At 72.1% G+C, this 13748-nt stretch carries 13 protein-coding genes; 7 read left to right on the forward strand and 6 right to left on the reverse strand.

Annotation, left to right across the window (positions count from 1 at the left end):
- The first annotated feature begins 305 nt into the window (after positions 1–305).
- The 5 genes from K3N28_RS21290 to K3N28_RS21310 all read left to right on the forward strand — a co-directional run bounded on the left by K3N28_RS21290 (position 306) and on the right by K3N28_RS21310 (position 4220).
- Positions 306–848 (forward strand): dihydrofolate reductase family protein, encoded by a 543-nt coding sequence (locus K3N28_RS21290; protein ID WP_228094772.1) that lies wholly within the window; start codon positions 306–308, stop codon positions 846–848.
- A 180-nt stretch (positions 849–1028) separates the two neighbouring features.
- Positions 1029–2393 carry an FAD-binding oxidoreductase gene (locus K3N28_RS21295; protein ID WP_374209850.1) on the forward strand — a complete coding sequence of 455 codons (1365 nt, stop codon included), beginning with the start codon at positions 1029–1031 and terminating at the stop codon, positions 2391–2393.
- Positions 2394–2572: 179 nt separating this feature from the next.
- Positions 2573–3181, forward strand: a complete 609-nt coding sequence (locus K3N28_RS21300) for a dihydrofolate reductase family protein (RefSeq protein WP_228094774.1) — start codon at positions 2573–2575, stop codon at positions 3179–3181.
- A gap of 109 nt (positions 3182–3290) precedes the next feature.
- Positions 3291–3809, forward strand: a complete 519-nt coding sequence (locus K3N28_RS21305) for a hypothetical protein (protein WP_228094775.1) — start codon at positions 3291–3293, stop codon at positions 3807–3809.
- A gap of 162 nt (positions 3810–3971) precedes the next feature.
- Complete coding sequence (locus K3N28_RS21310) at positions 3972–4220, forward strand: hypothetical protein (protein WP_228094776.1); 249 nt, start codon at positions 3972–3974, stop codon at positions 4218–4220.
- Positions 4221–4308: 88 nt separating this feature from the next.
- On the opposite strand, the gene K3N28_RS21315 is transcribed toward K3N28_RS21310, so the two are convergent.
- The 3 genes from K3N28_RS21315 to K3N28_RS21325 all read right to left on the reverse strand — a co-directional run bounded on the left by K3N28_RS21315 (position 4309) and on the right by K3N28_RS21325 (position 6973).
- Positions 4309–5073: an NAD(P)-binding domain-containing protein gene (locus tag K3N28_RS21315; protein ID WP_228094777.1), complete on the reverse strand. Its 765-nt coding sequence runs from the start codon at positions 5071–5073 to the stop codon at positions 4309–4311.
- 207 nt (positions 5074–5280) lie between these two features.
- On the reverse strand, positions 5281–6165 hold the full coding sequence (locus tag K3N28_RS21320; RefSeq protein WP_228094778.1) for a sulfotransferase domain-containing protein: 885 nt from the start codon (positions 6163–6165) through the stop codon (positions 5281–5283).
- A gap of 229 nt (positions 6166–6394) precedes the next feature.
- Positions 6395–6973 (reverse strand): class I SAM-dependent methyltransferase, encoded by a 579-nt coding sequence (locus K3N28_RS21325; protein WP_228094779.1) that lies wholly within the window; start codon positions 6971–6973, stop codon positions 6395–6397.
- A gap of 88 nt (positions 6974–7061) precedes the next feature.
- Here K3N28_RS21325 and K3N28_RS21330 point away from each other — a divergent pair, with 88 nt between their 5' ends.
- Positions 7062–7505: a MarR family winged helix-turn-helix transcriptional regulator gene (locus K3N28_RS21330; protein ID WP_228094780.1), complete on the forward strand. Its 444-nt coding sequence runs from the start codon at positions 7062–7064 to the stop codon at positions 7503–7505.
- A 170-nt stretch (positions 7506–7675) separates the two neighbouring features.
- Here K3N28_RS21330 and K3N28_RS21335 read toward each other — a convergent pair whose 3' ends face one another.
- Together K3N28_RS21335 and K3N28_RS21340 are read right to left on the reverse strand one after the other, a co-directional pair.
- Positions 7676–8158, reverse strand: coding sequence for an SRPBCC domain-containing protein (locus K3N28_RS21335; protein WP_228094781.1), 483 nt, complete (start codon positions 8156–8158; stop codon positions 7676–7678).
- 29 nt (positions 8159–8187) lie between these two features.
- Positions 8188–8661 (reverse strand): DUF1579 family protein, encoded by a 474-nt coding sequence (locus K3N28_RS21340; protein ID WP_228094782.1) that lies wholly within the window; start codon positions 8659–8661, stop codon positions 8188–8190.
- 121 nt (positions 8662–8782) lie between these two features.
- Between K3N28_RS21340 and K3N28_RS21345 the strand changes: the two genes are divergently transcribed.
- The gene (locus K3N28_RS21345; RefSeq protein WP_228094783.1) at positions 8783–11398 is read left to right on the forward strand and encodes a LuxR C-terminal-related transcriptional regulator; all 2616 of its coding nucleotides are present in this window, start codon (positions 8783–8785) and stop codon (positions 11396–11398) included.
- 13 nt (positions 11399–11411) lie between these two features.
- Here the strand turns inward: K3N28_RS21345 and K3N28_RS21350 are convergent, their stop codons facing one another.
- The gene (locus K3N28_RS21350; RefSeq protein WP_228094784.1) at positions 11412–13565 is read right to left on the reverse strand and encodes a DEAD/DEAH box helicase; all 2154 of its coding nucleotides are present in this window, start codon (positions 13563–13565) and stop codon (positions 11412–11414) included.
- Positions 13566–13748: the final 183 nt, after the last annotated feature.

The following is a 13748-nucleotide window of genomic DNA, read 5'->3' on the forward strand; positions in this document are numbered from 1 at the left end:
AGCGCTCACGTCTCGCTCTCGCGGTGGGTGGACGGCCGCGCGGCCTTACGGCGCGCCCACCGGCCGCGCCGTGAGAGGCGGATGAGAGGGCGGTGGGCACCGCGGCCGGTAGCTTCGGGAACGGCGGGTCGCGGCGTCGACGTCCGTTTCGCCCGGCGAGACGCGCACCCGCGCGTCCGCCGAATGTTCCCCCTCGGTGCAATGCGCCGAGGCGTCCGGCGATCGACGCTGGTAGCGGCGACATGCCGCGGGCCGTCGGTCCGCGGCGGCCACCCCTCTCGAAATGCGACAGGAAAGAGCGACCCATGACCGGGAAGATCGTCAACTCCACCTTCATCAGCCTCGACGGGGTCGTCAACCACATGGAGCACTGGCACTTCGATCTGATCGACGAGGACACGAACCGGCTCACGCTCGAACAGCTGACCGCCGCCGACGCCCTGCTCATGGGCAGGAAGACCTATGAGGCGTATGCGGGCGTGTGGCCCGGACGCGACGGGGCCTACGCCGACCGGATCAACTCGATGCCCAAGTACGTCGCGTCGCGAACGCTGGAGCGGGCGGACTGGGAGCACTCGACGGTCCTCAAGGGCGACCTGATCGAGGAGGTCGAGACGATCAAGGGGGAATCCGACGAGAGGCTCCTCATGCACGGCTTCGGGCCGGTGGCGCGAGCCCTTCTCCGGCACGGACTGCTCGACGAGCTGCACCTGTGGCTCCACCCGGTGCTCGCCGGCGTCGGCACCGTCGAGGACACGATCCTCACCGAGGGATTGAACGCCCGCCTCGAACTGGTCGGGACCGAGACGTTCGGATCGGGCGTCGTCGTCCTCTCGTACCGCGTCTAACGGACGATCGCGCACGCCGGGCCCCTCTCCGGCACGCGCGATCGCGCTCACCGGGCCGGTCGACCTCCTTTCGGCCTCCCGATGCGGCAGGATCGGATGAGGTCACACCATCCCCTCGGCGCCGGCGGCCCGTCTCCCGGCCCCGGCCCGACCGATACCCCTTGGAGCACTTTCATGACCATGTCGAACGACGAGCGGCTCAGCCGGCTGCGCGAGCGGATCTCCGGCGCGGTGCTGCGTCCCGACGACCAGGAGTACGACCCCGCTCGCGCCGTCTGGAACGCCATGGTCGACCGGCGTCCCGCGGCCATCGTCCGATGCGCGCGCCGCAGCGACGTCGCCGCCGCGGTCCGGTACGCCCGCGAGGCGGGCCTGGAGATCGGCGTCAAGTGCGGCGGGCACGGCATCGTCGGCCACGCGGTCCCCGAAGGCGGGCTCATGATCGACCTGACGCCGATGGGCGCGGTCGACGTCTCCCCCTCGCGCCGCCGCGCCTGGGTGCAGGGCGGCGCGCTGCTGGGCGCCCTCGACAGGGCGACCCTGCCGCGCGGCCTGGCGACCACCGCGGGGAACGTGTCGCACACCGGCGTCGGCGGCCTGACGCTCGGGGGCGGCATGGGCTGGCTGGCGCGCCTGCACGGGCTCTCCTGCGACAACGTCGAATCGTTCGAGCTGGTCACCGCCGAAGGAGAGACGGTGCGGGCCTCCGAAGAGGAGCACCCGGAGCTGTACTGGGGCCTGCGCGGCGGCGGCGGCAACTTCGGCGTGGTCACCGAGTTCGAGTTCCGGCTGCACCCGGTCGAAGCCGAGGCGGTGGTCGCCGACCTGTGGTTCCCGATCGACGACGCGTTGGAACCGCTTCGCGGCTGGCGGGACCTCCTCGCCGAGGCCCCGCGAGCGGCGACGCTGACCGCGGCGGTCGCCGACGTCGACGGCGAACCGCGGGCGGCGATCGGCTTCGTCTGGAGCGGCAGACGCCGCGACGCCTCCGAGCTCCTCGACGCGCTCCGCGCGCTCGGGACGCCCGTGGCCGAGCAGGTGACCGGTATGTCCTATTTGGACTTGCAGCGGATGGACGACAACGTCGAGGGCCACACGCACCGGCGCTACTGGAAGGGCCATTACTTCCGCGAGCTCACCGACGAGGCGCTCGAGGCGTTCGTGCGCCGAGGCACGCCGGACGGCCGGGGCGAGGCCCTCCCGAACGCGAGCCTCCAGGCGTACGGCGGCGCGATCGCGGAAGTGCCCGACGAGGCGACCGCGTTCAGCCACCGGGACGCCGTGGTCGAGTTCGTGGCCGCCGCGAGGTGGAGCGATCCGGCCGAGGACGAGGCCCGCCTCGCCGGCGCCCGCCGGTACGCCGCGTCGTTGGCGCCGTTCGCCAGCGGCGTCTATGTGAACACGCTGCAGGAGGACGAGGGCCGGGCGGGGATCGGGCGGGCGTATCCGGCCGAGAAGCTCGCCAGGCTCACCGCCCTGAAGGACCGGTGGGATCCCGACAACGTCTTCCACCTCAACCACAACATCGCGCCGACCCCGCGATGACTCGGGGCCGCGCGGCGCAGGGCAACGCGACTGCGGGAACCGGGCCCAGGGCCGTCCCGACCGTCCGCGCCGTTCCTCGAACGCCTCGCGGAGCGCGATCGTCACCGACCGGCGATGAATTCGTCCGGACCGCGTCGTCTTGATCGACGACATCCACATTCCCGCACAGGAGCACCATCATGAAGACACTCACCGCCGATCTGTTCATCTCGCTCGACGGCGTCGTCGACGAACCGCACGAATGGCATTTCCCGTACTTCAACGACGAGATGGGCGCGGCGGTCGGGGCGAGCCTCGACCGGGCCGACACGCTCCTCCTCGGCCGCCGCACCTACGACAGTTTCGCCGGCGCCTGGCCCGAGCGGGAGAAGGAGGGCGGGGAGGACGCCGAGTTCGCCGAGAAGCTCGGGGACATCCGCAAGGTCGTCGTCTCCGGGCAGCACCTCGAATTCTCCTGGCGCAATGCCGAGCAGCTCGAGGGCGACCTCGTCGAAGGCGTCACCGCGCTGAAGAACGGCCCCGGGGACGGCACGATCGCCGTGAGCGGTTCGATCTCGGTCGTCCGCAGGCTGCTGGAGGCGGGTCTGGTGGACGAGCTGCACCTGCTGGTGCACCCGATCGCGGTCCGCAAAGGCATGCGGCTGTTCGACGAGGGCGAGACGATCCCGCTGCGGCTGATCAAGTCCGAGACGTTCACGACCGGCGTGCTGCACCTCGTCTACGGACCTGCGCCGACCGCCGGCGAGGCGGGCTACGACGAGGCCAAGGCGCACCTGTCCCAGTCCTGAGACCATCCAGGCGGCTTCCTTGCGGAAGCCGCCTCAAGCGCGGCCGCCGTCGCCCCCGCGCGAACGGCGGCCGCGCCGTTCGGTACGAGAAGCATTGGAGGGCCGACCGTTGACCGATCCCCCGCAGTACCCCGTGTACCCCCATCCCCAGCACTACGCCTACCCCGCGCCGCACTACCAACCCCCGCGCAGGCCCGGAGTGACCACGGCCGCCGTCGTGCTCATGTGGATCCTCTTCGGACTCGGCATCCTCGGCGGGCTCATGCTCGCCGTCTCCATGACCGTGGGACGCGACCTGTTCGTCCAACTCGTCCCCGGGCTGGCGGACTGGATTCCGGTGCTGCTCGTGGTCTGGACGGTGCAGACGATCGTCTTCGCCGTCCTGCGCGCCCGGTTCGCGTTGGGGATCATGCGGCGCTCCGCCTCGGCTCGCCGGGGCGCTCTCGTCGTCGAAAGCATCAGCATCGGATTCCAGGCGGCCGCGCAAGCGGTGCTGTTCGCGGCGATGCTCCCGGTGCGAGAGGGCACGAACGTCACCTTCCAGTTCGACTGCACCGGGCTCGTCCTGTCGATCCTGGTCCTCTGCTTCCTCGGCACGGCGCGCTCGGCATGGTGGTGCGACCGCTGACACCGGCCGTGCGGCGGCCCCGGTTGCCGCGCACTTGCCATCCACTTGTCATGCATTGCGGCACTTGTCGGTTCGCGATTACGCTCCGTCGTGAGAAGTTCGTTCCAACCCTGCCGCCGCTTCCCTCAGGGCAGCGGCGGCTTGAGCACCGACGGAGCACCCATGATCGCGAAGACATTCCTCATCCGCGCGGGCGTCGCGGCCACGGCCGGCGCCTTGGCCACGCTGGGCTTCACCGCGGCCGCCTCGGCCTCCGAGACCGACGGCTGGTCCTGGCTGCAGGCCGACGCCTCGTCCGAGACCGACGGCTGGTCCTGGCTGCAGGCCGACGCCTCGTCCGAGACCGACGGCTGGTCCTGGCTGCAGGCCGACGAAACCGCGACCGACCCCGACGGCTGGTCCTGGTACTAGCCGGGTCCGCCATCGCGAACGGCCCGCGGCGGGACGACCACCCGCCGCGGGCCGTTCGCGTCCGGTTCGCGAATCCCGCGGAGCGGTGTCACCGCAGGTCGGCGAGGAGGCCGTCCAGGGCCCTGCGGAGGGCTGCCGCGTTGGGCGCGTCGAACCACGTGGTGCGGATGCGTTCGTTGCTGCCCCCGGGAGTCTCGTGGTCGGCGGCGAGCCGGTCCAGGGAGCGGGACTCGTCGCCGAGGGCGCGGCCCACGTCTTGAAAGAGCCCGCGGACATAGCGGTCGGCGACGTCGGAGGCGATGCCCTGATCGGCGGCCCAGGACGTGAGCGCGGCGAGGTAGGCGTAGTGGGTGGTCAACGTCCCCGTCAGCGCGGAGAGGACATCGAAGTCGGCCTCGTCGTCGAGCGGCTGCGCCCCGCCCAGCCGGTCGAAGAGCGCGTCCGCCACCGGATGGGACGGAAACGTCACGGTGACGGAGCGGCGTTCGCGCACGGAGGGCAGCGGAATGGCCCGGACCAGCGCGGCGTCGGTGGCCAGCGTCCGGCGGAGGTCCTCGTTGGCGACACCGGCCATCACGTTGACCACCGTCTTGCCGTCGTCCACGCTCAGTCCGGCGAGCGCTTCGCGCCGGTCCTGTGCGCGCACGGCGACGATCACCACTTCGGAGCGATCCACCACCTCCTGGTTGCCGGCGCAGACCTGCACGCCCTCGTAACGCGAGGACAGCTCCGCGGCCGTGCGGGCTCCCCGGGGGGAGAGGAACACCTCCGGCGCCTCGTCGACCCCCTCGCAGAGGCCCGTCACGATGGCGCGGCCGATCTCCCCCACTCCGATGATGCCTATGCGCTGCACGGTGTCTCCCTCCAGATCGGGTGGTGTGCGTGGCCGATATCGGTCACGACGTCGAGTCTGCAGCAGGCGGGTCCGAGTCGGGGCGCCCGGATCGCGGACGCCGGTATGGTCGATGGCTCGTGCTCCGCTCCGCCCTCGCGTTCGGCATGGCCGTTCCGGTCGTCTCGATCGTTTCACCGGCTTGGGCCGACAGCGAAGAGGGCACGGCTACGGCCGGTGCAGCCAGTCCGCCAGATCGCTCGGCACCGCGGCCTCCACGCGCGCCGCATATGCGGCCAGCTCCTCGGCGGTGAGCAACTCCGCCGCTGCGCCCGAGCCTCCTCGGCGGAAGAACGCGTCGCGGCTGCGCATGAGCCCCAACGGATCGGGAGCGACCGTTTCGGCCTTCGCCTTCATGTCCGCGAAGCCCGCGGCCTTCACCAGCTCGGGCCAGCGCGCCTCGGGCACCTCGATCCCGAGCCAGTCGGCGATCCGCCGCATCTCGCGGTCGAGATCGCTGGAGAGGTCCGCGTAGTGGACCAGCAGGAGGTTCGGTTCCGCTCGCCGCGCCCAGGCATCGCTCAGGTGCGCCATCACGCCCGGGAACATGTCAGGGGACTCTCGCGGGTCGTCGTCCGAAAGCGTCCACCTCGCCAGCCAATCGCGCGGCGCCGGTCGCTTCCCGGATTTGGAGGCGGGCACGGGTTCGCCGGTGAGCTCGGCGATGCGTTCCCGGATCAGGTTGGAGCCCTGGTGGTAGAGCGACACGGCGGCGTCGAGCGGGTGCCGGGCCACCACGATGTAGCGGGCGGACGGGTGGACCGGGATGCCGTCGAGCGGCGTGTGGGTCTTGATGAACCGGCGGTGCTCCTGCGCTTCGAGCTTGGCGAACACCGCTTCCTCAGGCTCGATCGTCCAGTCGAGCCACGGGGAGAGTTCCGGGAGCGGTGCCGGCAGGTCCGGGGTCTGAAAGACGAGGAGGGCGCAGATCATCTGCATCCAGGTGGTGCCGTGTTTGGAGCGGGTGTTGATGACGATGTCGTCGTCGCGCATCGGGAAGTCGAGCCAGCGGTGGCTGTCTTCCATCTCGGAGCGGTATCGGTGCGGTGCCACCGCAAGAGCGTAGACGCTTTGCGGCCGAGCCGTACAGGGCTCGGCACGGTGTTGCGGGTCAGCCGGTTCGTTCCCAGGCGGGGCTCGAGGTGGCGCCCTGGTCGGCTCCGGCGAGCGGACCGGGACGAGGCGCTGCCCGAAGATGCGCCCGATCGTGGAGGGCTGACGGTCCTCGCACCCGGCGAACGTCGGCGTCCTTGTCGAAGCCGCATGGACGGCAGCCGACGGCTCAGCTCGCTGCGGCCTCGAAGCGCAGGGTCTTCATGAGCGGGCCCAAGCCGGTCTTGAAGCGCGTCGCGCGCACGCGGTCGAGGCCGGATCGGCGGGTCAGCGCGTCGAAGGGCGCGCGCGGGAAGTCGTAGTCGACGAAGCGTCCGCCGCGGCGGAGGACGCGGGCGATCTCGGCGGCCCCCGCCTCCGGGTCGCCCCAGTGGTGGGAGCTGTAGGTGGAGACGACGAGGTCGAAGCGGCCGTCGTCTAGCGGCAGCGAGGCGACGTCGGCGGCATGGAGTTCCAGTCGGTCCCGCAAGTCGGCCAGGTTGCGTCTCGCGTGGTCGATCATGTCGGCGGAGAGGTCGACGCCGACGAACCGGAGATCGGGGCGCATCGGTCCGAGGGCCGCCAGCAGGATCCCGGGGCCGGTGCCGACGTCGAGCAGCGTGGCCCCCTGGGGCGCGGACGCCGCGACGTCCTTGGCGATCCGGCGATAGAGCGGCTTCATGAGCAGGCGGGCCATCCGGTCGTAACCGCGGCTGTGGCGGCCCTCGATGGCCTCGCCGTGCGAGTGTCCTCGCGGGTCGTGCGGCATGCGAACCTCCAACGGTTGTATCGTACAACTTTCTTCAGTCTACGATGTTCAGTTGCAGGGCGCAACCGACGGGGACGAGGGAGGGGCGATGGGATCCGACGCCGACCACTTGCACCATCTGCTCTTGGACCTCGTCCGCACCGCCGAGTTCACGCTGCTGGACGGGCTGCTCCCCGGCCGGGTGCTGTCGATGTCGCAGCTGTTCGCGATCCATGAGCTGGACCATCGCGCCGGCATGTCCCAACGCGAACTCGCCGAACGCCTCGGACTGGAGAAGAGCAGCGTCAGCCGCCTCGTCGCCGACCTCGAAGCCGCCGGCCTGCTGACCCGCCACCGCGATCCCGACAACCGGCGCGTCTACCGGCTCGCGATCACCGCCGAGGGCCGGCGGCTCCACCGCGACGCCGCGCGGGTGCTCCACGAGCGGTATGAGCGCTGGGCGTCGGCGATGACCCCCAGCGAACGCGAAGGCCTCACGGTCGGGCTCCCGGCGCTCCTGCGAGCCATGCGCGCCGACCGCCTCGACGACTGATCGCACACGCGAGGCCGTGCCGGGTCCGCTGCGCGAGCGCCCTGCGGAGGCCGCACGGGAACCGCGCGGTGGCGGAGCGGCGGGTGATCGCCGGGACGGGGTCAGGCCCATGCTCGCGTTCCCGCTGCCGCCCGGCGGCCCCGAGCGCTCGCGCTCGGGGCCGCCGGGGTTCACTTCGCGGGGAACAGCGCCGCGAACTTGTCCATGACCTGCTCTTGGCCCATTTTGGACTGTTCGAGCATCGGGCCCGGCTCGTAGTCGAACTCCTCGACCGTGACCTCGGTCCCGTCGTCGACCGCCTCGAAGGTGACGACATGGCGGACCGCTGACGGCACGCTCGGGGGCAGCCCCACCTGGGCGGGGTCGATCTCGGCGCCGGAACCGTCGGCGAAGCGCGAGACGAACTCGATGCGCCGGCGCTCGACGATGCGGGTGTACGTCCAGGTGTTGAACAGCTCCGGCCCGCCCTCCATGCTCATGCCGACGAGGGTCGTGCCGCCTTCGCGGAAGTCGACCCGGGGCGCACTGCCGACGAACCCCTGCGGGCCCCACCAGCGGCGGATCAGGTCGGCGTCGGTCCAGGCCTCCCAGGCCCGCTCGACCGGGGCGGCGACCACTCGGGAGACGGTGAAACTCGGCTCTGTCGCGGACATGCGATCGGTCCTCACCTCCGGCACCGGGCTCAGACCCGGCGCCCGCTCACGTCGTAGGCGATGTTCACGTTCTCGTCGGCGCCGGGGTTGGGCCGCCAGCCGCCGGAGAACGCCGTGCCGTCGGCGCTGAACCGCCCGGTGAACGTGGCGTCCATCGGTCCGTACGCGACGGTGATGGTCACGTCGTCGCCGTCGATCGCCCACGTGTAGGGCAGCGGCTGCGGTGACATGTTCGAGTAGACCTGCGAGGGGTAGCGCCCCGTCTCGGGGTCGTAGCCGACCAGCTCCAGGCTGTCGATCCGCACCATGCCCGCGAAGTCGAGCTCGACGTGCTGCTCCAGGAAGAACCCGCCCGGCAGCCAGCGGTAGGCGGCCCGGCCTTTGATGGTCGTCTCGTCCGATCCGAGCAGGCGGCCCTCCATCGCCCAGTCGCCGACGAACCGGTCCAGCAGCGCCAGCGCCGGGTCGGGGCCGAGCGGCATCGTCTGGTCGTTCTCACTCATGATGACTCCTTGATTCGAGTGTTCTCGCTGATGAGAACCATCGTGGCCGAATCGGCGAGGCGGAAGATCGGCCAGGTGGCCGATATCGCGCGCGGACGTGGCCGAGTGGCAGACTCGACCCATGGACGACTCCGCGGTCCCCCTCGAACTGACCAGCTTCGTCGGACGCGACGACGAGCTGCGGGCGATCGACGCCGCGCTCGCCTCGGCGCGCCTGGTGACGCTGGTCGGGCCCGGCGGCTGCGGCAAGACTCGCCTGGCGATCCGCGGGGCCCGCGCGGCGGCGGGCTTCGAAGGCGTCCACTGGGCCGATCTCAGCGCGATCGACGACCCGGCGGCCGTCGTCGAGTCGGTCGCGGCGGCCCTCGGCGTGCTGCGCACCGCCGACCGCGACGCCGTGGGCGTCGTCGCGGGGCAGGTGGCCGACCGGCGGCTGCTGCTGTGCCTCGACAACTGCGAGCACGTCCTCGCAGCCGCCGCCGATGTCGTGGGCGAGCTGCTCCGGAGGTGCCCGCGGTTGACGGTCCTGTGCACCAGCCGCGAAGCGCTCCGGGTGCCCGGCGAACTGGCGTGGCAGGTGCCGCCGATGCACCGGGCGGACGCCGTTCGGCTCTTCGCCGAGCGCGCCCGAGGACTCGGCACGGCGGCGACCGATCCGATCATCGCCACGGCCTGCGCCCGCATGGAGGGCATGCCCTTGGCGGTCGAGCTGGCCGCGGCATGGTCGGGGACGCTCTCGCCGCGGGAGATCCTGGACGGCCTCGACGACCGGTTCCGGCTGCTCATCCGCGGTCCGCACGGCGTGGCGGCGCGGCATCAGACGCTCGCGGCCTCGATGGCATGGAGCCACGGCCTGCTCGACGAGTCCGACCGCGGGCTCTTCGAGCGGCTGGGCGTGTTCCGCGGCGGCTTCACCGCCGCCGCGGCGCAGGCGCTGTGCGCCGACGAGGAGCCCGTCGCCGTCCTGGAGGGCCTGCGGCGCCTGGTCGAGAAGTCGCTCCTGACGGCCGACACGGGCGGCGCGGTCACCCGGTTCCGCATGCTCGAGACCGTCCGCGAATACGCCGAGCGGCGGCTCACGGCCGCGGGGACGATCGCGTCGGTGCGCGACCGGCACCTGGAGGCCTGCCTGGCGCTGACCGGGACGCTGCGGCCGCTGATCGACGCCGACAAGGACGCGTGGCGGGCGGGCGTCGCGGCCGAGTACGAGAACCTGCACGCGGCCGTCACGTGGGGTCTGTCGCGAGAGGACCCGTCTGCCGGGCGGCGCCTGGCCGCCGAACTGCCGTGGTTCTGGCACTCCGATCGGCGCGGCCGCGAGGGCCTGGAGCTGCTGCGCCGGGCCGTGGAGCTGGGGGCGGACGAGCCCACCCCGCTCCAGGCGCGGCTCCTCACCGGGCTGGCGCTGGTCGCCGACACCCACGGGCCGATCGCGGGCGACGTCGCGGCGCGGGCGTTCGCCGCGGCCGAAGCGGTCGACGAGCCGCGCGCGGCCTGCCTCGCGTTGACGCTGGCCGCGATCGACCGGCTCCACGACGATCTCGAAGCCGCCCGCGACATGGCGGCCGACGCCCGGGCGCGAGCCGGGCGGCTGGGCGACGGCTTCGTCCACGACAGCGCGACCGTCCTCATGGGCATCGTCTGTCACCTGCGCGACGACCACCGGCAGGCCGCCGTGCTGCTGGAGGACGGACTGCGCGGACTCGTGCCCCGGGGCGACAGGGAGGTCGCCTCCACGGCGTGCTGCCTCCTCGCGTTGAGCGTGGCCCACGGCGGCGACCTGCCCCGGGCGGCCGGCCTGGCCCGTGAGGCGCTGGCCTTGGCCGAGCCGCTCGCCGACTACCACCGCGTCGGCACGGCGCGCGTCGCGCTGACGCGGGTGGCGTTGTGGGCCGGGAGGATCGAGGAGGCCTGGGCCGCCGTCGATCCGATGCTGCGGATCGTCGAGGGCGTCGACCCGCCGCCGTTCATTCCCGGCCTCTTCGGCTGCGTCGGGGACCTGCACCGCAGCGTGGGCGACGCCGAGCAGGCCGTCCGCTGGTACGAGCGGGACCTGGCGAATCCGGGCGGGTTCCCCGAGCATCTGCTGGCTCCGCAGTCGCGGCTCGGGCTCGCCCGGGCGTTGCGGGAGCCGGCGGCGCCCGCCGCGGCCGAGCATGCCGCGCTGGCGATGCGCGCCGGCCGGGAGCTCGGCATGCCCGGGCTCGTCGCCGACGCGTTCGAGGTCGCGGGCCTCCTCGCGGACGACCCCAAGCGGGCCGAGGACGCCCATCACGAGGCGCTCGCGCTGCGCGCCGAGCACGGGCTGCGTCTCGGCTGCGTCAGCAGCCTCGAACACCTCGCCGCACTGGCCGAGGACGCGGGCGCGGCGGTGGAGGCCGCCAGGCTGCTCGGCGCGTGCGACCGGGCCCGAGCGGCGTTCGGCCTCCCGGCGCGCCGAGGGGAGGCGTCGCCCGAGAACGCGGCCCGGGAGGCGGGGCGGTCGATGACGCTCGAGGAGGCCGTGGCGTACGCGCGTCGAGCGCGCGGCACTCGGGCCCGGCCGGCGAGCGGATGGGCGAGCCTGACGCCGACCGAGGTCAGCGTGGTCGAACTCGCCATCACCGGCATGACCAATCCGGAGATCGCCGGCAGGCTGTTCATGAGCCGCGCGACGGTGAAGACCCACTTGTCCCACGCCTACGCGAAGCTCGGCATCGCCAACCGCACCCAACTGGGGCGCGTCAAACCCGGCTGAGCCCGACCGGCGTTCAGTCGAGGCCCAGTCGGAGGCGTTCGGCCTTGACAGCGCGGTCTTCCAGGGAGGTCGCCTCGTCGTCGAGGCGGTCGGGGTCGGCTTCGCTGGTGCGGGCGTAGTGGTCGAAGAGGAGTTCCTTGCCCTGCTGGACCTCGCGGATGCGCTCGTCGACGGAGTCCTTCGCGAGGAGGCGGTGGACCTGGACGCGCCGGGCCTGGCCCATGCGGTGGGCCCGGGCGATGGCCTGCTCTTCGGTGCTGGGCTTCCACTGCGGCTCGCAGAGGACGACGACCGAGGCGGCCTGGAGGTTCATGCCCACGCCCCCGGCCTCGATCTGGGCGAGGAGGACCGCCGGATCGGGCGTCCGGGCGAAGCGTTCGATCAGCTCGTGGCGGGCGCTCGGCGGGACCTGGCCGTCGATCCGGCCGGTGACCAGCGGCCCCAGTTTGCGGTCGACCGCTTCGAGGACTTCGAGGAAGTAGGTGAAGACCACGATCTTGTGGCCCTCCCCGACGGCCTCGTCGACGATCTCGGCGAGGCGCTCGAGCTTCTCGGATTCGGTGATCGCCGAGGCCGCGAGGCGCATGCCCATGACGTTCCCGGCCTTCACCTCGGAGCGGTAGCGGGCGGGGTCGGTGAGCTGCACCCAGTCCTCGACCTCGATGCGCTCGGGCAGCTCGTCGAGCACGTCTTCCTGGTTGCGACGCAGGTAGACCGGGGCGACGAGGCGGCGGAACACCTCCGCGCCGGCGATGGCGCCGCCCGCTTCGACGCGGTCGGCGAGGTCGGGGCGGAGGTAGGAGATGAGGCTGCGGAACTCCTCGACGCGGTTCTCCATGGGCGTGCCGGTGAGGTAGAGCGTGACGTGGGCGCGGTCGCCGAGCTCGGTGACGGCGGCCGAGCGCTTGGCCTGCGGGTTCTTGATGAAGTGCGCTTCGTCCACGATCAGCGCCGAGATCTCGGCACGGGGCGCGCGGTCGAGGAACTCGAGGCGGTGGAGGGTGTCGTAGGTGGTGACGGCGACGCCGCCCTCGCGCAGCCAGTCCTCCCCCGTCTCGTCGCGGGAGGGGCCGTGGAGGCTGAACGGCTGCAAGGTGGTGTGGCGGCGGATCTCGCTCATCCAGTTGGTGTGCACGCTCGCCGGGCAGACCACGAGGAAGTGGCGGCGGCCGGTGGACGCGAGGTGGCTGCAGACGGCCAGCGCCTGGACGGTCTTGCCGAGGCCCATCTCGTCGCCGAGGATCGCGCGGCGCTGGTGGAGGGCGTACTGGGCGCCGAAACGCTGGTATCGCCGCAGCGGGGTGCGCAGGCTCCGGTCGTCGAGCGGCAGCGATTCGATGCTGCGCCGCTGTTCGGGGTCGACGAAGTCGTCGAGGGCCTCGAAGTCGGCGACGTCGGCGCCGGAGATGGTCGCGAGCGCGGTCATGTAGTAGGCGGCGTCGGATTCGAATTCGCGCCACACCGCGTCGGCGTCGTACGCGTCGAGGTCGGCGCGGCGTTCGGCTTCGGCGATGGCGTCGACCAGCTCGCGGGCTTCGACGCCGTCGGCGATGGACTCGACGGTGATGAAGGCTCTCATGACGCGGGCGCGGCGTCGGCGGCCGGTCCAGAACATGCGCCACCGGCTGGTGGCGCGTTCGGCCGTGGGCAGGTGGGCGTCGAGGCCGTCGTCGTACCGGCTCAGGGGTTCGCGGATCGCGTCGACGGCGAGGCGGGTCGCGCGTTCGGCCACGAGCGCGGTGAGCAGGGAGGTCTCGGCGTCGGGGCGTTCCTCGGGGTCGAGTTCGATGCGGGTCGCGGCCGTGATCTCGTCGGTGAGGTTCGCGATCGCTCTGCGGACCTCCTGGACGGTGCGCTCGGCGACGCCGGGGATCGCCAGCAGGCGGCGGTCGGCGGCGGCGTCGAGATCGGCGACGGTCGCGTATCCGGCCTGTTCGAGGGCGGGGATGCCGGTGCCCGGTTTGGTGAGCTTGGCGAGGTCGGCGATCGGGATCGCGCCGAGCCGGGATCGAATCCGGCGGCCGGTGAGGTCGCGGGCCCGGCGTTCGACGGTCTTGCGGAGGCGTGCGGGCACGGTGAGCAGCGCGGCGCCGCGGCGGGAGACCTCGTGCGCGCGGGCGATGGTGTCCCGCGCGTAAGGGCCGATCTTCCGTTTCCCGACGTTCACGGGTTCGAGTGTCACGTGGGCGCTCGCCTCCTGACCGGTCGTAGGTGACCTCAGATTCCCGGGAATGCGGGTGTTCATGCAGATTTCGGCGACTTTCCCGCGCGGCGGCGCCGCGCGAGCGCTCAGTGCGGCTCGCCGGCCCGGCGTCCCAGGGCGGCGGTTCGCCGTGCGAGGTACCGCTGT

The sequence above is a fragment of the Glycomyces sp. TRM65418 genome, from assembly GCF_019710475.1.
GTDB lineage: Bacteria > Actinomycetota > Actinomycetes > Mycobacteriales > Micromonosporaceae > Glycomyces.

Bases quoted from the DNA above. Each gene is read 5' to 3' on its own strand.
- K3N28_RS21330 (WP_228094780.1), top strand. From the start codon at position 7,062: ATGGGATCCGACGCCGACCACTTGCACCATCTGCTCTTGGACCTCGTC.
- K3N28_RS21325 (WP_228094779.1), bottom strand. From the start codon at position 6,973: ATGCCGCACGACCCGCGAGGACACTCGCACGGCGAGGCCATCGAGGGC.
- K3N28_RS21295 (WP_374209850.1), top strand. From the start codon at position 1,029: ATGTCGAACGACGAGCGGCTCAGCCGGCTGCGCGAGCGGATCTCCGGC.
- K3N28_RS21345 (WP_228094783.1), top strand. From the start codon at position 8,783: ATGGACGACTCCGCGGTCCCCCTCGAACTGACCAGCTTCGTCGGACGC.
- K3N28_RS21290 (WP_228094772.1), top strand. From the start codon at position 306: ATGACCGGGAAGATCGTCAACTCCACCTTCATCAGCCTCGACGGGGTC.
- K3N28_RS21335 (WP_228094781.1), bottom strand. From the start codon at position 8,158: ATGTCCGCGACAGAGCCGAGTTTCACCGTCTCCCGAGTGGTCGCCGCC.
- K3N28_RS21300 (WP_228094774.1), top strand. From the start codon at position 2,573: ATGAAGACACTCACCGCCGATCTGTTCATCTCGCTCGACGGCGTCGTC.
- K3N28_RS21340 (WP_228094782.1), bottom strand. From the start codon at position 8,661: ATGAGTGAGAACGACCAGACGATGCCGCTCGGCCCCGACCCGGCGCTG.
- K3N28_RS21310 (WP_228094776.1), top strand. From the start codon at position 3,972: ATGATCGCGAAGACATTCCTCATCCGCGCGGGCGTCGCGGCCACGGCC.